Genomic DNA, 18,428 nt, shown 5'->3' with positions numbered 1-18,428 from the left:
GAAAATTGGTGCATAAAGCCGCTTACAAGTAAGCTTGACGCTGCTTCCTGCGCCAATTTTCCCGCCGTCTGAACTGTTACAAACATTTTACAAGGAGGACATTATTATGTCACAGAGAACGGATATTCACAAAGTACTAATTATCGGTTCCGGCCCAATCATCATTGGTCAGGCATGCGAGTTTGACTACTCCGGTACTCAGGCCTGCAAAGCGCTTCGGAAACTGGGATACGAAATTGTACTGGTTAATTCCAACCCGGCTACGATTATGACAGACCCGGAGACAGCGGATGTAACTTACATCGAGCCATTGAATGTGGAACGCTTAGAGCAGATTATAGCAAAGGAACGGCCCGATGCCCTGCTTCCCAATCTCGGCGGCCAGTCTGGCTTAAACCTTTGTTCCGAGCTTAATAAAGCAGGAATTCTGGAAAAATATAACGTACAGGTCATCGGTGTACAGGTGGATGCCATCGAACGCGGCGAGGACCGTGTCGAATTCAAGAAGGCCATGAATGAACTTGGGATCGAGATGGCGCGCAGCGAGGTGGCTTACAGTGTGGACGAGGCGCTGAAGATCGCGGACCAGCTGGGCTACCCGGTCGTTCTGCGCCCGGCTTATACCATGGGAGGCGCCGGCGGCGGTCTCGTATACAACAGGGATGAGCTTCAGACAGTCTGCGCCAGAGGCTTACAGGCCAGCCTGGTAGGCCAGGTTCTGGTAGAGGAATCCATTCTCGGATGGGAGGAGCTGGAGCTGGAGATCGTCCGTGACAGGGAAGGACGTATGATCACCGTATGCTTTATTGAAAATATAGATCCGTTAGGCGTTCATACGGGAGATTCCTTCTGTTCTGCCCCCATGCTGACCATCTCTGAAGAATGCCAGAAGCGCCTTCAGGAACAGGCCTACCGAATTGTGGAATCGGTGCAGGTAATCGGCGGCACCAACGTACAGTTTGCCCATGATCCTGTTTCTGACCGCATTATTGTCATCGAAATTAATCCGCGTACCTCCCGCTCCTCCGCGCTGGCTTCCAAGGCCACCGGCTTCCCCATCGCCCTTGTGTCCGCCATGCTGGCTACCGGCCTGACCTTAAAGGACATTCCGTGCGGAAAGTACGGCACCCTGGATCAATACGTGCCGGACGGCGATTATGTGGTTATCAAATTTGCCCGCTGGGCATTTGAAAAGTTTAAAGGCGTGGAGGACAAGCTGGGAACCCAGATGCGCGCCGTCGGCGAGGTTATGAGTGTCGGCAAAACCTATAAGGAAGCCTTCCAGAAGGCGATCCGCAGCCTGGAGACGGGACGTTTTGGTCTGGGCCATGCGAAGGATTTCGATACGTACACGAAAGAACAGCTTCTCCACATGCTGATTACCCCTTCCAGCGAACGCCATTTCATCATGTATGAGGCACTGAGAAAAGGCGCTTCTGTGGAAGAAATCCATGAGATTACCAAGGTTAAGGCCTGGTTTATCGAGCAGATGAAGGAACTGGTTGAGGAGGAGGAAGCACTCCTCGCCTGCAGAGGCGGACTCCCGTCTGACGATATGCTCACCACCGCTAAAAAAGACGGTTTCTCCGACAAATACTTAAGCCAGCTGCTCCAGATTCCGGAGGAAACCATTCGCAGCCGCCGTATCGCCATCGGTGTGGAGGAAGCGTGGGAAGGTATTCACGTAAGCGGTACTGAGGACAGCGCTTACTACTACTCCACCTACAACGCGCCGGATCAGAACCCGGTCAGCACAGCCAGGCCAAAGATCATGATTCTCGGCGGCGGTCCCAACCGGATCGGCCAGGGCATAGAATTCGATTACTGCTGTGTACACGCCTCTCTCGCTCTTAAGAAGCTGGGATTTGAGACCATCATCGTCAACTGTAATCCGGAGACCGTATCCACCGATTACGATACCTCGGACAAGCTGTATTTCGAGCCGCTGACGCTGGAGGATGTGCTGAGTATTTATAAGAAGGAACAGCCGGCAGGCGTGATCGCCCAGTTCGGCGGCCAGACACCGTTAAATCTTGCGGCGGATTTGGAAAAGAACGGCGTGAAGATTTTGGGAACACCGCCTTCTGTCATCGATCTCGCCGAGGACCGCGATTTATTCCGGGCCATGATGGAGAAACTGGAGATTCCGATGCCCGAGTCCGGTATGGCGGTGGACGTGGAAGAAGCGCTGGCAATCGCGGCGAAGATTGGCTATCCGGTGATGGTTCGTCCTTCCTATGTGCTGGGCGGACGCGGCATGGAGGTCGTCTACGACGACGAGAGCATGATCGGTTACATGAAGGCCGCAGTCGGAGTGACTCCTGACCGTCCCATTCTGATCGACCGCTTCTTAAATCACGCGATGGAATGTGAGGCAGACGCCATCAGCGACGGCACCCATGCGTTTGTGCCTGCAGTCATGGAACATATCGAGCTGGCCGGCGTTCACTCCGGTGACTCCGCCTGTATCATTCCGTCCGTACAGATTTCTCCGGAAAATGTGGAGACAATCAAAGAGTACACCCGCAAAATCGCGGAAGAGATGCACGTGGTCGGTCTGATGAATATGCAGTACGCCATTGAAAATGATAAAGTATACGTTCTGGAGGCCAACCCGCGCGCTTCCCGTACCGTACCGCTGGTATCCAAGGTCTGCAACATCCGTATGGTGCCGCTGGCTACCGATATCATCACCTCCGAACTGACCGGACGTCCGTCCCCTGTGCCGACTTTAAAGGAACAGACAATTCCGAACTACGGCGTAAAGGAAGCGGTATTCCCGTTCAATATGTTCCAGGAAGTAGACCCGATCTTAGGGCCGGAGATGCGTTCTACCGGAGAAGTGCTGGGACTCTCCCACTCCTACGGCGAAGCGTTCTATAAGGCTCAGGAGGCGACACAGAACAAACTGCCGCTGGAAGGAACCGTGCTCATTTCCGTCAACCGCAAGGATAAGGCGGAGGTCGTGGACGTTGCGAGAAGCTTCCTTGAGGATGGATTTAAGATTGTGGCAACCGGCAATACCTGCGAACTGATCCAGGCCGCCGGAATTCCGGCGACGCGCGTCAACAAGCTCTACGAAGGACGCCCCAACATCCTGGATATGATCACCAACGGACAGATCCAGTTAATTGTCAACTCCCCGGTCGGAAAAGACAGCATCCATGATGACAGCTATTTGAGAAAGGCCGCCATCAAGGGAAAAGTTCCATATATGACCACCATCGCCGCCGCCAAAGCAACGGCCAGCGGCATCCGGTATGTGAAGGAACACGGGCAGGGAGAGGTTCATTCCCTCCAGTCTCTTCACAGCGAGATCAGGGATAAAGAATAACCTTACTTTTCTAATGTAAAAATCCAAAAGCACCGATAACGGTTGAAATCAATCGTTGTCGGTGCTTTTATGCTTCGGAAAAATTGTTTCACCGGATAACTGCGTGCCTCGTTTTTCCGGTTTCACCATGTCTTCCACCATGGAGATCAGCGGAAACACATCGTTGTAATGCTTCTGTATAAACATTCCGTTTCGTTCCTGGAACAGCCGTTTTGCCAGCTTGTCAACGACTGGTATCACGATTCGTTCATGCTGGCACAGCATGGGGGCCACGTGGTCTATACTGCCTGTCACCTGATAATTCAGGCAGCCGCAGTGACAGTTGCAGCGGCCGATGACGGCACATCCCTTACACTCCTCTTTTTCCAGTTCATTGCGTTCAAACAGCTTCGTGCGCTTTTTCTCATCGATTCCGCCCGCGACATCCCCGATCGAGAACTCTCTGTGTCCCACAAACTGGGTACAGGGATAGAGGAGGCCGTCAGGGGCGACGGATATCTGTTTTCTCCCCAGCTCACACCGTTCGTGGCAGTACTGTTTTCCCTGTATATGGCTGGCTATCTTCACCTCAAAGGGGCTAAAATAAAATTTCTCCTCCCGCTTCGTCAGTTTATAGTAAAAATCAGCCAGTTCCCGGTACTGGCGTCTTAATTCGCGAACCGATTCCTTCGTCCAGTTCCCCGCGTAATTCAGGCTGCAGATGAAGTAATGAAATCCCTTCTGCCACAGCTCCTTCACCCCCTGCGCATACTCTGCCGCTGTTTCCGGCGAGACGGTCATCATAACCGGCGCATAGGGGCGCGAGGCCAGGAGCATGTCCGTCACGGCTTCCAGGCGGTCATACGTGCCCGCTCCGCCGTGATCCCGCCTGAAGAAATCGTGAGCCGCTCTCGTTCCGTCGTGGGACAGAGCGATAAATATATTCTCTTTTCGGGAAAACTCCAGAAATTCCCGGTCCAGCAGCGTTCCATTGGTCGTCATCTTAAAATGAAACCGGACTGGCCTTTCCCTTTCCATGGCCCTGCAGTATGCCACCGTATCGCGAATCGTATCGCGGCACAAAAGAGGTTCCCCTCCAAAGAATATAATACCGCAGGAAGGCTCTCCGGAAGCGGCTGCCAGACGGACTGCGTGTTCCGCGGTGGAACGGTTCATATACTCCGGTTTCTGACATACGTAACAGTAACTGCACTGCAAATTACAGTCATTGGTCAGGTGCAGGGTCATATGCATCAGATTACCCCCTGTCCCTTCAGCCAGTCTATGAAGTCCCTTACCTGCGCCTTTAAATTCTCTTCGGCAGCTGCCCGTGCCATCTCATCCTGCTCTTCTGACATGGCCGCCCAGTAGTTTCCCTCTCTGCCTTCGTACTTCTTCTGGATTTTATTGTATTCTTCGATCAAATCGCCGTAGTCATAAGGATCATAGAATATTCCTACGACCTCTTCCGGAGAGGCCTTTTCCAGGCTTTTTTGCAGCCTCACCGCGGTATCCTGGATCGCATAGCCCTCTACGGTTGCATATACGCCTTCTTCCGTCTCATTCCAGTTTCCGACATCTGACTTGGACACGAACTCTATGGCGATCTTTTTATCAGGATCCCAGCCATCTGTCTGGAGACTGCCTTTCACTGTTTTTTCTTTCGCCTTTTCTGATTCGGGATAGATATGCGTGACGGGTAGCTTTACATTTTTCAACTCCGGCGCGGCCTCCTGTGTCAGTATGAGGCCGCCGTAGCTTTCCGCCTCCGCCCGTATGATCTCAAATGCCTCCTCTTCAGACAGAAAGTATGGCGAAACGACCGCAACACAGCCGTAGGCCCCGCTTCCACCGCCGTGAATAAAGACCGGAGCGACCCGATCCGATGCTCCCTGGGCGCCTTCCGCGCTTGCACCGCAGGCGCTTAAGGATACAGTCAGACCTAATGCCGTCATAACGTATGCGTTCTTTTCCCATCTGGACGGAATTCGTCTCAGCAGCTGCGGATCCGCCAGTATCTCCTCTTTTACCGGGTATCCGGGATTTTTATATCTGGTTACCGTTTTTACCTTCATCGCTCATCCTCCTCTGCGGGAATTCGCTGTGTGCTTCCTCTGTGTGCTTCCGCGTCCGGTTACTGTTTTCTATTAGAAAAGTATACCAAATTGTCCGGACGAAAGCAACATTTGCCCGATAAAGGAAATCAGTACGGTACCTCCGACACAGGAAAAAGCAAGGCTTCTTAAGTCTTCCCCAAAAGCCTTGCTTTTTCCTGTGTCTTCAATAATAGAAATCTGCTTTGACGATCCCCGGACGGAACCATCTCTTCCCTGAATGTCAGTTTAGCGTAGCCTGAATCAGCTTCTCATGGCTGTGAGGCTCCGCCAGTTCCAGAACGCGGTTTAAGTCAAGGCCTATGGCCTCCGTGATCCGAATGCCATACTCTTCATCGGCCCAGCAGCAATGAACGGCATGGCGGTATTTGATATTCTCCGTGACAGGCGCAATATTTCTCGCGGTGTTGCCGATCAGCAGCTCCCGCTTGTCCTCTTTCAGTACTCTCCACAGGTCGCCGCCTGCCCGGAAGCAGTCGTCTGTAGGATCGTCCTGAGGATCGTAGGCATACATCGCCCCGGATAAATCCAGCGGCGGTTCCATGACGTCAGGCTGAGCCGCCCAGTCTCCCATGCTGTTCGGTGAATAGGCGGGAGCGCCGCCGTAATTGCCGTCCGTCCGCATGAGTCCGTCTCTGTGGTAATCGTGAACTTCGACCTTGGGACGATTGACCGGAATCTGATTGTAGTTGATGCCCAGACGGTATCTCTGCGCGTCGCCGTAGACAAATAAACGGCCCTGCAGGAACTTATCCGGTGAAAAACCGATTCCGGGAACGACATGGGCCGGTGTAAACGCGGACTGCTCGACTTCTGCGAAATAGTTTTCCGGATTGCGGTTTAACTCCAGCACGCCCACCTTCTGAAGCGGGAATTCCTTATGACGCCAGATCTTTGTGATATCAAACGGATTTTCATAATGATTCCTCGCCTGTTCCTCTGTCATAATCTGGACATACATAGTCCAGCGCGGATATTCGCCCTTTACGATCGACTCATACAAATCACGGCCATGGCTCTCCCTGTCTTTTGCGATCAGCGCCCCGGCCTCTTCGTCCGTCAGGTTTTTAATTCCCTGCTGGGTAATAAAATGGAATTTACACCAGAATCGCTCATTGTCTTTATTGTAAAAACTAAAGGTATGTTCTCCATAGAGATTCATATGACGGAAAGACGCGGGAATTCCGCGGTCAGACATCACAACGGTCGTCTGATGGAACGTCTCCGGCAGCAGCGTCCAGAAATCCCAGTTATTCTGCGCAGAGCGCATGCCGGTCTGAGGATCGCGTTTTACCGCACGGTTCAAATCCGGGAAATTATGCACATCACGGAGGAAGAAGGTTGGTGTATTATTTCCGACCAGATCCCAGTTTCCTTCTTCTGTATAAAACTTGATCGCCACGCCGCGGATATCACGCTCTGCGTCAGCCGCGCCCCGTTCTCCCGCTACCGTTGAAAAACGTACAAAAAGATCTGTTTTTGTGCCCTTCTGCAGCACCTTTGCCTTCGTAAAAGCGGAGATATCCCCGGTACATTCAAAGGTCCCATAAGCGCCCCAGCCTTTGGCATGCATACGCCTCTCAGGAATTACTTCTCTGTCAAAATGTGCTAATTTCTCCAAAAGCCAGACATCCTGCATCATGACAGGGCCTCTTGGACCCGCGGTCAGCGAATGCTCATTTTCAGCGACAGGTGCTCCTACTTCATTGGTCAGTTTTTTCGCTTTTGTATCCATAAGTACCTCCTTCTTTCATAATTTTATTATATTCCTACATTTCCCAAAAGTCAAAATATATTTGTATACATTGTATATACACATGCCTCCGTATGTGATATATAATTGTCAAATTGCACAATACCCCTTTATAATTTCAAAATCATCTTCTGACAGGGATAATCAAATACAACGAGTTCCTCCGCATCTGTAAACCCGCAGGAATGGTAACATGCCCGCGCTGCGATTCCCTTTGGATCACCGTCCTGAAACGTAACGACAGAGACCTGATCGCCGGCTTTAAAGCACTCTGCCATCTTTCGAATCAGCCCTTTTGCCACCCCATTTTTCCGATAATCCGGATGGGCCGCCAGAAACGTGAGTTCTTTTCCCGCCTTTGTGAATAGAATCAGACCTGCCGACGTGCCGTTCCTGTCGTCTATGAAAGCCTCGTTCTTACCGATTGCCTCACTGAGTGCCGCCAGAAAATCCTCTTCCTTATATCCGGCGAAATCATCTTTCACCAATTCCATCATAGACAGAATCATTTCTTTATCTTCCTGTAGTACGTATCTTACCATAGTCCCTCCTTCTGCCTGCCAATCCTCTGTATTACTACACAGTAGTTTAACACAGGCGACCGTCAGCAGCAACAGATAATTGAGCCGGGAAAGCGCTCAGGATTCCATCGGGATTCCCAAGTGTATGCCAGAAAAAAACAATCGTTCGTGTTCGTGATACAAATACACTTCTTTCGAAAATGTCCGCCCAATACGGAATATTTTTCTTGCTATTTGTCCTGCCGCCCCTTATAATGTAGGTATCAGATACACGGAAACAGTATTTTCCATAATCAAACAGTTTAAAGGGGGTAATATCATGCAGGAACAAACCATGTGGGCATTGACGAAAAAGAAAGCGGAGGAAGGGCTCTGGATGGAGCGCGTGCCGGTTCCGGCCGTTGGACCGAACGATGTAAAAATCAAGATCCATAAGACGGCCATCTGCGGTACGGACGTACACATCTATCAATGGAATGACTGGGCACAGCACACCATTCCGATCGGCCTTACCGCAGGCCATGAATATGTGGGCGAGATCGTGGAGACAGGCGCGGGCGTAACCGGACATCAGGTGGGGGATCTGGTATCCGGTGAAGGCCATATCACCTGCGGTAAGTGTCGGAACTGTCTGGAAGGCCATAAGGAAAACTGCCGGGATGCAAAAGGAGTCGGTGTAAACCGAAACGGAGCGTTTGCGGAATATCTGGTGATTCCGTCCTCCAACGTGTGGCCCTGTAATCCGAATATTCCGGAGGAGCTCTACTCCATCTTCGATCCGTTCGGCAACGCCACCCATACAGCGCTCTCCTACGACCTTCTGGGCGAGGACGTCCTGATTGCCGGGGCAGGCCCTATCGGTATCATGGCCGCGGCCATCGCAAAATTCTGCGGAGCGCGCCATGTGGTCGTGACGGATTTAAACGATTACCGGCTGGATCTGGCGAAGAAGCTGGGGGCTACAAGAACGGTCAACTTAAGAAAAGAGACGCTGGCCGATGTGATGAAATCCATCGGGATGACGGAAGGCTTTGACGTGGGCATGGAGATGTCCGGAAGTCCGGCCGGTCTTTCCGATATGATCCATAACATGAAGCACGGCGGTAAGATTGCACTGTTGGGACTTCAGGGACGGGAAACCACGGTTGACTTAGAGACCGTTATATTCAATGGCCTGAATCTTCGCGGTATTTACGGCAGAAAGGTCTGGGATACCTGGTATAAGATGACCACCATGGTTCAGGCCGGTCTGGATATATCGCCGATTATCACTCACCGGTTTGATATCCGCGATTACGAAAAGGGATTTGAAGCTATGATTTCCGGACAGTCGGGCAAAGTAATTCTGGACTGGTCCCATATCAATGATTAAGGAAAAGGAGATTTGAAGATGGCACGCAAAAACGATATTTTAAGTATTTATACGAAAGAAGTGGAGGACATCAGGGAAGCCGGCCTGTTTAAGGGAGAAGCACCGATCGCTTCCGCCCAGGGCGCCCGCGTAAAGCTGGAGGATGGCCGGGAGGTCATCAACATGTGCGCGAACAACTATCTTGGCCTTGGCGACAACCAGAGACTGATCGATGCAGCAAAGAGAACGTACGACAACCGGGGCTACGGCATGGCTTCTGTCCGTTTCATCTGCGGAACCCAGGACATTCATAAGGAACTGGAAGCAAAGATTTCCACTTTCCTTGGGACAGATGATACGATTCTTTACTCCTCCTGCTTCGATGCCAATGGCGGCCTGTTTGAGACGATTCTCACAGAGAACGATGCGGTTATCAGCGACGAGTTAAACCACGCTTCCATCATCGACGGCGTCCGGCTCTGCAAGGCCAAACGGTATCGTTACAAAAATAATGATATGGCCGATCTGGAAAAGAAGCTTCAGGAGGCGGATGCTGCCGGAGCAAGAATCAAGCTGATCGCCACAGACGGCGTTTTCTCCATGGATGGAATTATCTGCAACTTAAAGGGTGTCTGTGATCTGGCAGACCAGTACCATGCGCTGGTCATGGTGGATGACAGCCACGCGGTAGGCTTCATCGGAAAGCACGGCCGCGGAACGGCAGAATACAACGGCGTGGAAGGCCGCGTGGATATTATCACTGGTACTCTCGGCAAGGCCCTGGGCGGAGCGTCAGGCGGATACACCTCCGGACGCAGGGAAATCATCGATCTGCTTCGTCAGAGAAGCCGTCCATACTTATTCTCCAACACTCTGGCCCCTGCGATCGTCGGCGCCAGCTTAGAGCTGTTTGACATGCTGGAGGAAAGCACGGAGCTGCGGGATCATCTTGAGGAAACCACCGCATACTACAGAAAGCAGCTGACGGACAACGGATTCGATATCATTCCGGGAACCCACCCTTGCGTGCCGGTCATGTTGTATGATGAAAAACTGGCTGGAGAATTTGCAAAGAGAATGATGGCAAAGGGTGTCTATGTCGTGGCTTTCTCGTTCCCGGTCGTACCAAAGGGGAAGGCGAGAATCCGCACCCAGGTATGCGCAAGCCATACAAAAGAAGACATTGATTTTATTGTAAAATGCTTCATGGAAGTTCGGGAAGAAATGGGCCTTAAGTAACGCGGATATTCGGTCTGCAGCCGTAAGGATATAAAGAAAAGGAAGTGATTTCGGCAAATCACTTCCTTTTCTTTATATCATGCCCTCATATCATGTGAAATTACAATCCTATTCCCGCAATCCTTTTCCTTCTCTCAAGGAATAGATTCCATAGGAAATGCTTTGAATCAACATGATCAGGCCTAACAGCAGGATCGACATACTGCCCGTTCCCATGTTTATCTTTCCTATAAATGCGATCACAAGTCCAAACAAAAGTGAATGTCTCGTTATCTGAAATGCCTTATAGCCGCAGCGGTAAATCTGCAGCCGTTCCGCTTCATCACAGCTCTCTTCCCACGTCCTCAAAAAGGACAAATCCGCAGGATCTCCCTTTTTCAGTGGATTCGTCTTTTTCACCTGTTTGATAACCGCTATTTCCACACAGACCATGGAGATTGTGGATACTAAAAATACGACCACAGACAAAAGCGCAAACGTGTTTCTCTTATCGAATCCTATGCCGAATGCCATAAACTGAATGACCAAATTGACATTGGTAAGAGTCAAAACAGTATTCTGAGCGTTGCCTACCTTTTTCTCCGTTACGCCTTCCTCATCGGAATCCATAAGGGGAGACCACTTTTTTGCCTTGTTCATCAAAACCAGGGAGCAGCCTCCCAGTACCAGCCAGACTATCAGCTGAATCCATAAGGCAGACCGCACTGCTCCCACATACAGCAGTTCTGCCAGGGATGCAGCCCTCCCTTTTGCAAATAAGATGGATCCGGCTCCAAGCCCGGCTCCAATCGCCGCCCCTGACAAAGTCCACAGCATTAATTTTAAATATGAATTTTTCACTTTCATTTTGTCTCCTCCTCTTCATACGCAAAAATGTCTTCCACTGTCACGGACAGAATCCGTGCCAGCTTAAGCGCCAATGTCACCGAGGGGGAGTAATCGCCCCGCTCTATTAAGCTGATCGTCTGCCTGGACACACCTGCCAGATTACCCAACTCCGCCTGATTCACGCCGAGCCTTGCCCGGTGTTCCTTCAACCTGTTATATAATGGCATAGCTCTCCTTTCCATATGACAATTACCATTTGCAAATTGACAACTATTCTTGTCACCTCAGTATAGCATTGACAACTTTCCTTGTCAACATATTTTGACAACAATATTTGTCAGCCAACCGCTGCATTTAAGGAACAGATCCCGTTATCAATGAATCAGGAATATAGCGGATCAGGAACACAGTGAATCCGGAGCATACAAAATGGGCTGACGGTTAAATATATTTTTTAACCATCAGCCCATCTCTTTTATCAGATTACCGTTTTATTTATCAGATTACAGGCTTATCCCGTCCGAAAACCTGATCAGGCATGCAATGCCCTGATTAACGCCTCTGAAACCAGGCCTTCATCGTATCCAATACCATTACCAGCTCCGCCTCCTCGATCACATACGGAACCATCGCGTACAGATATCTCAAAAACGGACGGCTGAATACGCCCCGTTCAAATGCGAACTGCTGGTATCCCTCCAATACAGCCGGATCGAAGACCTCCACGCAGACGCAGCCCCCCATCATGCGCACCTCTTTTATGCGGCTGTCCTCGAAGCCCTCCATCTCTCTCCTGGTAATTGCCGCGATCCGGCTGATTTTCGCCATATAGTCTTCCGACTCGAAAAGTTCAATCGATTTTAACGCCACGCTGCAGGCCAGGGCATTTCCCATAAAAGTAGGGCCATGCATCAGCGCCAGGAAGGGATCATCCCCGTAAAAGCCCTGGTATACCTTATGGTTCGCAACCGTCACCGCGTGCCCGATATAGCCGCCGGTCAGCGCCTTTCCCAGCACCAGAATATCCGGGCATACCAGATCGGCCACAAACCGGTGCCCTGTCCGGCCAAAGCCGGTGGCCACCTCATCGAAGATCAGAAGCACATCATACTCATCGCACAGCTCTCTGGCCCGCTTTAAGAAAGATATGTCGTACATAAGCATGCCACCGGCCCCCTGCAGAAGCGGTTCGACGATCAGGCAGTTCAGTTCGTCGTGATGAAGGTAAAATGCTTCCTCCAGCGCCGGTATTTCCGTCGGTATATGAATAACATTCTTTTTCTCCCCGAAGGCGAAGTGGTAATCCTCATCGTCTCCTACCTCCATCGCTTTAAAGGTATCGCCGTGGTAAGAATGAGTCAGAGACAGGACTTTCTCCCGTCTGATATTCCGGTTTGTATAGAATTGCAGCGCCATTTTCAGGGCCACCTCCACCGCCACGCTTCCGGAGTCCGAAAAGAAGCAGTAGTCTAAATCTCCCGGCAGCCATTCCTGTAGTTTGGCCGACAGCTTTTCCACCGGTTCATGGGTCAGTCCCCCCAGCATGACATGGGAAAAGCAGTCCGCCTGAGACTTGACCGCCTCAGTCAGCACCGGATGCTTATATCCGTGAATCACGCTCCACCAGGACGATACAGAGTCTATCAGTTTCCGATCCTCCGTATAAAGACAGACACCCTCCGCGTTGACAATCCTATAAGGCGGTTTCATCGTCTTCATCTGCTGATATGGATACCAGATCATATGGATACCTCCTCTCCCGGCTCATATAACGACGCCAGCGCCTCTGCCTCCATGGCCAGCTCCGTATCGCCGTCTTTGACACAGGCCAGCACGGTAAGGCCTGTCAGCGATTCACACATGTTCCGATTGTCCTCCTCCATCACATCTCCGGCATGGTAATGGTTGAAAATAATTCCTTTCACAGGAATATTCCGGGCGCGCATGTACCCGGCCGTGAGGACCACATCGTTGATTGTGCCGAGCCCCGCGTCTGCGACGATCAGGCAGGCCAGTCCCAGTTCCCGGATCACATCCTCCAGCTGAATCTTTGCTTCGTCGTAACAGAGGGGACAGAGGATGCCGCCGCTGCCCTCCATGGTGACGTATTCATACTTCCGGCCTACGGCTTCGAAGCCCTCTTTCACCACCTGCATCTGCACCGGATTTCCCTCAAGCCGCGAGGCAAGGTGAGGCGAAAAGGCATTTTCATAGATGTACGGACACATTTCCTCCAAAGGCTGTCCGATGCCGGAGACTGTCTTTACATACAGCGCATCCCCCGGTATCAGGCTCCCATCTTCCCTGCGTTCATTTCCGCTCATGGCAGCTTTATAGTAGGCGGCGCTGCGTCCGCTCTCATGCAGCTTTTTGACAATCAGACCAGTCACAAACGTTTTTCCGATATCCGTCCCGGTCCCGGTGATAAAGATATTTTTACTCATCGTCCAATTTTACCTCGTATCCAATGTTTTTCAGCAGTTCCATATCCGTCTGTACCGTAATCCCTGCGGTGGTCAGCATATCTCCGCTTATGGCTGCGTTAGCCCCGCTCTTAAAACACATTTTCCCTTTATCCTCCACCAGCCCCCGGCCGCCTGCCAGGCGTATGGAGGCATCCGGGATCAGAAAACGGAATACGGCCGCCGTCCGGCATAATTCTTCGTTGGTGAGAACCGGATTATGTTCATAAGGGGTTCCGGGAATCGGATTCAGCAGATTTACCGGAATCGATTTAACGCCCAGTCCCCTGGCAGTCAGGACCATATCGATACGATCCTCCATAGTCTCTCCCAGGCCAATGATGCCGCCGGAACAGACGTCAAGCCCGGCTCTTACGGCGGCCTTTAAGGTCTCAATCTTATCGCGGTAGGTGTGCGTGGTGCAGACCTGGGGGAAATAGCGCTCAGACGTCTCCAGATTACAGTGAACCCGTGATGCCCCGGCACGTTTCAGTTTCTCAAACTGCCTTTCTGATAAGAGCCCGAAAGAAACGCATACCAAAATTCCGACCTGCGCTCTTATTTCGCGTATGCTTTCACAAACTGCATCCACTTCCCGGTCAGAAAGCCTTTTTCCGGAGGTCACAATGGAATAACGAAGGACGCCCTGTTCCGCGTTATATTTTGCCTGTTCCACAAGCTTTTCCGTTGACAGGAGCTCATATGCCCCGGTGCAGGCGGTGTGGTAATGGACACTCTGGGCGCAGTACTTACAGTCCTCCGAACATCTGCCGCATTTTCCATTGATAATTGTGCACAGGTCAAATGTGCGGCCGCAAAAGCGGGTACGGATTTCATCCGCTGCTTCGGTCAGCTCCTTTAACGGCGCCTCTGCCAGACACAGCGCTTCTGCCCGATTAATCTGTTCTCCTGCCAATACCCGTTCCTTTAACTCTTCAATCATATTCCCATTCCCCTCATTTTCCTCATAACAGGCTGAATGCGCTTTACAAGATACGCGGCCAGAACGCACAAACAGAGATCACCCGGAACTGCCAGAATAAAGCAGTACAAAAACAGAGGCCACAGTCCGATCGGCGTATTGATGATGAAATTGCAGATAATATAGTAATAAATCATCCCCACGCCGTAAACGATGAACAGACCGGTGAAATTTGCGGTCAGCAGCTTTTTAATCGTCAGTGGATACTGCTTTTCAACCATTTTTCCAGTTACATAGCTTGCCAGACAGAAACCGATGATATAACCGAAGCTGGGTTTTAAAAGGTACCAGAGCCCGCCTCCTTCCGCAAAAATCGGAAGCCCGGCCAAGCCTAATATCATATAGAGGGCTACACTGAGCGCTCCGCCCTTTCCGCCTAACAGCAGCCCCGCCAGCATGGTAAATAAAAACTGAAGCGTAAACGGCACCACGGGCACCGGAATTTTGATAAACGCTCCGGCGGCAATCAGCGTTGTAAACATGGCGGTGTATGTAAGGTTTATCGCCGAGGTGTATTGTAGTTTCTTTTCTGCTCTTTCTGCCATAGTTCCTCCTGTTGCTTTTTTGATTGTAAACTATAATATATATTAAGTTTACAATTGTAATAATATAGATATTACCAATAAATAACGCAAATGTCAACTTATATCATTATAAAGTTTACATTCTCTCCCTGCCAATATAACTGTATTTAAACAAATAATTTAAAGAAAGAATCTCAGAAAACTCCACGCAAAATTCAAAGAGCCATGATATACTGGCTTACAGGAGGAGTAACCTATGAAACGAATTTTAGTTATTGAAGACGAACCCGATATTCAGGAAATGCTTTGTGCATATCTGCGTGACGCCGGTTACAGCGTGTCTGCGGCCAGTGACGGAATCCAGGCGATGGACTGTTTCCACCGGGAAAGCTGGGATTTAATCCTGCTGGACTTAATGCTTCCCAAGATCGACGGCTACGGCGTATGCGAGCTCATCCGCAGGGAATCTGATGTGCCGGTCATCATGGTGACGGCTCTGGATACAGAGGAAAACCAGATCCGCGGATTCGATCTGCAGATCGATGACTACGTGACAAAACCATTTTCCATGCCCATACTTTTGAGAAAAATTGCCGCGGTCCTGCGCCGGACCGGGTCTGATGCAGAAAGCCGTCAGCTCATCTACCGTGACATCGTCATGGACTTAGACGCGTACCGGGTAACCGTAGATGGAGCATTGCTCGATCTGACCACCCGGGAATTTGAACTTTTAAAAGAGCTTTTACAGAATCAGGGGCGTGTTCTGACCCGTTCTGTGCTGTTGGGACAACTATGGAATTACGATTTTATCGGTGATGAGCGCATCGTGGACAGCCATATCAAAAATCTGCGAAAGAAGCTGAACCGTGACTATATTGAAACGGTAAGGGGGGTGGGATACCGTGTTGAAAAGATTCATTGATATCCGGACAAGTCTGACAGCGCGCATTTTCTTGATGACGATCGTGATTCTGCTCATATCCAGCAGTGTAACCTATCTCTTTCTCGCATGGGCGACGCCGATATCCTATCGCTCCATCATTGCCGATAATTTAAACGAAAAGGTGGACCGGCTGATCAGCGATTTAGGGGAAACGACCTTTGAGGAAAGCGGTCCGCTGATCTCCCGTTTTGAGAAGGAGAACAACGCGGAGATTCTGATTACGGCCGGAGACGGAGAAACGTCCCTCCTGCCCGGCAATGCACCGGAGGAGGAGGCTGTGGATTCAGTCATCATAGAAGATGATGGCTCTTCCGTATCCACATGCCGTTCCACTGCTACCGCAGTCGTTTCCGATTCCTCGGAAGTCGAATATACGAGTACGGACTGGGATGCGGCCGTAACGTTCAAGGGAAGCGGCAAGCCGTATGATTTAAGCGTCGTTATCCGTGTTTCCGCTGTCAATGAGACCTCCGAGGCCATGCGGCGTGTGCTGCCCTGTCTTATTCTGATTATGTTTGTCATCTCCCTGCTGGGGGCTCTTTTTTACTCCCGCTGCATCACCCGGCCCATTGTCAGGCTCAGCGGTATCTCCCGAAAGCTGGCGTCCCTCGATTTCGACTGGAAATGTCCGGAGACACGAAAAGATGAAATCGGTATGCTTGGCAGAAATTTAAACGAACTCTCCGATCATCTCAGAGACGCATTGTCGGAGCTCCGGGATGCGAACGCTTCTCTTCAGGAGGACATTGACCGGGAACGCGAGATGGAACACCGCCGGTCCGCCTTTTTTGCCGCCGCTTCCCACGAACTGAAAACACCGGTTACAGTCCTGAAAGGACAGCTTTCCGGTATGCTGGCCGGGGTGGACATCTATCAGGACCGGGATAAATATCTGGCCCGGTCTCTCGCTGTAACCGGCCGCATGGAGAAGCTGATTCAGGAAATGCTGACGATTTTCCGTATGGAACAGGACGACTCCGCTGTCCGCAGCGATCCGGTCAGCTTGACGGAACTGATTCAGGAACAGCTCGATCTGGCCGAGGATTTCGCCCAGCTGAAAGAACAGCAGATATCCGTCTCTTTACCACCAAAAGCCGTGATCCAGGGAGACCGGGTCCTGTTAAGCTGCGCCATATCCAACCTGCTGACCAATGCCTTGAAATACTCACCGGATGCGGCTCTTATTTCAGTCACTCTCTCCGAAGGGGACACGGGGTTTATTCTGGACATAGAGAACAGCGGAGTCCACATCCCACCAGAATCACTCCCCCGCCTTTTTGAACCCTTTTACCGGGTAGAGGCATCCCGCAGCCGTGAGACCGGAGGCAGCGGTCTCGGGCTCTATCTTGCCAGGATGATTCTGGACCGTCATGAAGCCGCGTGCACGGTCATGAATACCGGGATCGGAGTCCGGGTAACGGTGAATTTCAGTTGTCAGAAAGACGACAGTCTCCATGAAAACTACACATAAAATCCATCTCACCTCCAAATGGATCATTTATAATCAATGGGAATACACGCAGGAGGAAAAACAATATGCGGATAAATATTGAACACGTAAATATGATCTATCCAACAGGAAAACAGGCGCTTCACGATATCAGCCTGACGATGGAGAGTCCAAGCCTCATCGGCCTTCTCGGCCCCAACGGCGCCGGAAAATCAACGCTGATGAAGCTGCTGGTCGCAGGGCTTCTGCCGTCCTCGGGAAGTATAACCGTTGACGGCGAGCCCCTGGTGAAATGTGAAAGAGCTTTAAAGGGAAAACTCGGCTGCCTGCCCCAGCATTTCGGACTTTACGACGAGCTTACGGTCTGGCAGTTTCTGGACTATATGGCTGCTCTCAAGGGCTGCCCTGACAGCAGAGCCGCTATTGACGAGGCGCTCGCTGCCACCGGCTTAAAGGAGCTGCGCAAAACCCGTATACGGACTCTGTCCGGCGGACAGCGCCAGCGGGTAGGAATCGCACAGGCTCTGTTGGGAATGCCTGAATTCCTGATATTCGATGAGCCTACCGTAGGTCTGGATCCCGAGGAACGTATTCGCTTTCGGAACTTATTTTCGGAAACGGCACAAAACAGGCTGGTGCTGCTGTCCACTCATATCATCGACGATGTACAGTCTGTGTGCAACCGCCTCATCATCATCAACCATGGCCGGATCCTTTTCACAGGTACTCCGGAGGAGCTGATCCGCCAGGCTTCCGGGCATGTGGGCGTGTTTCTTGAAGATGCCAGTATACGCAGAGATTCTGGCCTTCACATCACCTCCCGGATCAATACGGCAAAGGGTGTGCTCTGCCGCGGCGTGGCAAAAACTCTTCCACCGGAGGCCGAGGCGGCAGAACCCACACTGGAGGACGCTTATCTCTACCTCATCACGAAGGAGGAGCAATAAT

General features: G+C 51.2%; 16 protein-coding genes. 6 read left to right on the top strand and 10 right to left on the bottom strand.

Going from position 1 to position 18,428, the window contains the following annotated elements; all coding sequences use genetic code 11:
• Positions 1 to 106: 106 nt before the first annotated feature.
• Positions 107 to 3,334 carry a carbamoyl-phosphate synthase large subunit gene (gene carB, locus H8S80_RS07690; RefSeq protein ID WP_117631612.1) on the top strand — a complete coding sequence of 1,076 codons (3,228 nt, stop codon included), beginning with the start codon at positions 107 to 109 and terminating at the stop codon, positions 3,332 to 3,334.
• A 48-nt stretch (positions 3,335 to 3,382) separates the two neighbouring features.
• Here carB and H8S80_RS07685 read toward each other — a convergent pair whose 3' ends face one another.
• The 4 genes from H8S80_RS07685 to H8S80_RS07670 form a co-directional block, all read right to left on the bottom strand.
• A complete protein-coding gene (locus H8S80_RS07685; RefSeq protein ID WP_117631610.1) occupies positions 3,383 to 4,567 on the bottom strand; it encodes a radical SAM/SPASM domain-containing protein in 1,185 nt (394 codons plus the stop codon).
• Complete coding sequence (locus H8S80_RS07680; protein ID WP_117631608.1) at positions 4,567 to 5,388, bottom strand: metalloprotease; 822 nt, start codon at positions 5,386 to 5,388, stop codon at positions 4,567 to 4,569. The genes H8S80_RS07685 and H8S80_RS07680 overlap by 1 nt, the downstream gene beginning before the upstream one ends.
• 262 nt (positions 5,389 to 5,650) lie before the next feature.
• A complete protein-coding gene (locus H8S80_RS07675; protein WP_117631606.1) occupies positions 5,651 to 7,162 on the bottom strand; it encodes a catalase in 1,512 nt (503 codons plus the stop codon).
• Between the two features lie 128 nt (positions 7,163 to 7,290).
• Positions 7,291 to 7,722 carry a GNAT family N-acetyltransferase gene (locus H8S80_RS07670; RefSeq protein ID WP_117623497.1) on the bottom strand — a complete coding sequence of 144 codons (432 nt, stop codon included), beginning with the start codon at positions 7,720 to 7,722 and terminating at the stop codon, positions 7,291 to 7,293.
• A 298-nt stretch (positions 7,723 to 8,020) separates the two neighbouring features.
• Between H8S80_RS07670 and tdh the strand changes: the two genes are divergently transcribed.
• Together tdh and H8S80_RS07660 are read left to right on the top strand one after the other, a co-directional pair.
• A complete protein-coding gene (tdh, locus tag H8S80_RS07665; RefSeq protein WP_002604233.1) occupies positions 8,021 to 9,073 on the top strand; it encodes an L-threonine 3-dehydrogenase in 1,053 nt (350 codons plus the stop codon).
• A gap of 18 nt (positions 9,074 to 9,091) precedes the next feature.
• Positions 9,092 to 10,291 (top strand): glycine C-acetyltransferase, encoded by a 1,200-nt coding sequence (locus tag H8S80_RS07660; RefSeq protein WP_117631604.1) that lies wholly within the window; start codon positions 9,092 to 9,094, stop codon positions 10,289 to 10,291.
• 108 nt (positions 10,292 to 10,399) lie between these two features.
• Here H8S80_RS07660 and H8S80_RS07655 read toward each other — a convergent pair whose 3' ends face one another.
• The 6 genes from H8S80_RS07655 to H8S80_RS07630 form a co-directional block, all read right to left on the bottom strand.
• A complete protein-coding gene (locus H8S80_RS07655) occupies positions 10,400 to 11,137 on the bottom strand; it encodes a DUF3169 family protein (protein WP_117631602.1) in 738 nt (245 codons plus the stop codon).
• Positions 11,134 to 11,346, bottom strand: a complete 213-nt coding sequence (locus H8S80_RS07650; RefSeq protein WP_025530979.1) for a helix-turn-helix transcriptional regulator — start codon at positions 11,344 to 11,346, stop codon at positions 11,134 to 11,136. Before H8S80_RS07650 ends, H8S80_RS07655 begins: the two co-directional genes overlap by 4 nt.
• 325 nt (positions 11,347 to 11,671) lie before the next feature.
• Positions 11,672 to 12,862, bottom strand: coding sequence for an adenosylmethionine--8-amino-7-oxononanoate transaminase (gene bioA, locus H8S80_RS07645; RefSeq protein ID WP_117631600.1), 1,191 nt, complete (start codon positions 12,860 to 12,862; stop codon positions 11,672 to 11,674).
• Positions 12,859 to 13,563 (bottom strand): dethiobiotin synthase, encoded by a 705-nt coding sequence (bioD, locus tag H8S80_RS07640; RefSeq protein WP_117631599.1) that lies wholly within the window; start codon positions 13,561 to 13,563, stop codon positions 12,859 to 12,861. The genes bioA and bioD overlap by 4 nt, the downstream gene beginning before the upstream one ends.
• A complete protein-coding gene (gene bioB / locus H8S80_RS07635) occupies positions 13,556 to 14,524 on the bottom strand; it encodes a biotin synthase BioB (RefSeq protein ID WP_117631598.1) in 969 nt (322 codons plus the stop codon). Before bioB ends, bioD begins: the two co-directional genes overlap by 8 nt.
• Positions 14,521 to 15,108: a biotin transporter BioY gene (locus H8S80_RS07630; RefSeq protein ID WP_002604240.1), complete on the bottom strand. Its 588-nt coding sequence runs from the start codon at positions 15,106 to 15,108 to the stop codon at positions 14,521 to 14,523. The genes bioB and H8S80_RS07630 overlap by 4 nt, the downstream gene beginning before the upstream one ends.
• Before the next feature lie 235 nt (positions 15,109 to 15,343).
• Between H8S80_RS07630 and H8S80_RS07625 the strand changes: the two genes are divergently transcribed.
• The 3 genes from H8S80_RS07625 to H8S80_RS07615 all read left to right on the top strand — a co-directional run bounded on the left by H8S80_RS07625 (position 15,344) and on the right by H8S80_RS07615 (position 18,427).
• Complete coding sequence (locus H8S80_RS07625; protein ID WP_002604241.1) at positions 15,344 to 16,009, top strand: response regulator transcription factor; 666 nt, start codon at positions 15,344 to 15,346, stop codon at positions 16,007 to 16,009.
• A complete protein-coding gene (locus tag H8S80_RS07620) occupies positions 15,990 to 17,501 on the top strand; it encodes a sensor histidine kinase (protein WP_117631597.1) in 1,512 nt (503 codons plus the stop codon). The genes H8S80_RS07625 and H8S80_RS07620 overlap by 20 nt, the downstream gene beginning before the upstream one ends.
• Positions 17,502 to 17,566: 65 nt before the next feature.
• Entirely contained in the window at positions 17,567 to 18,427 is an 861-nt protein-coding gene (locus H8S80_RS07615; protein WP_117631596.1) for an ATP-binding cassette domain-containing protein, read from the top strand.
• Position 18,428: the final 1 nt, after the last annotated feature.

Source organism: Hungatella sp. L36, assembly GCF_014288035.1.
This window is presented reverse-complemented; position numbering and strand designations above follow the sequence as displayed.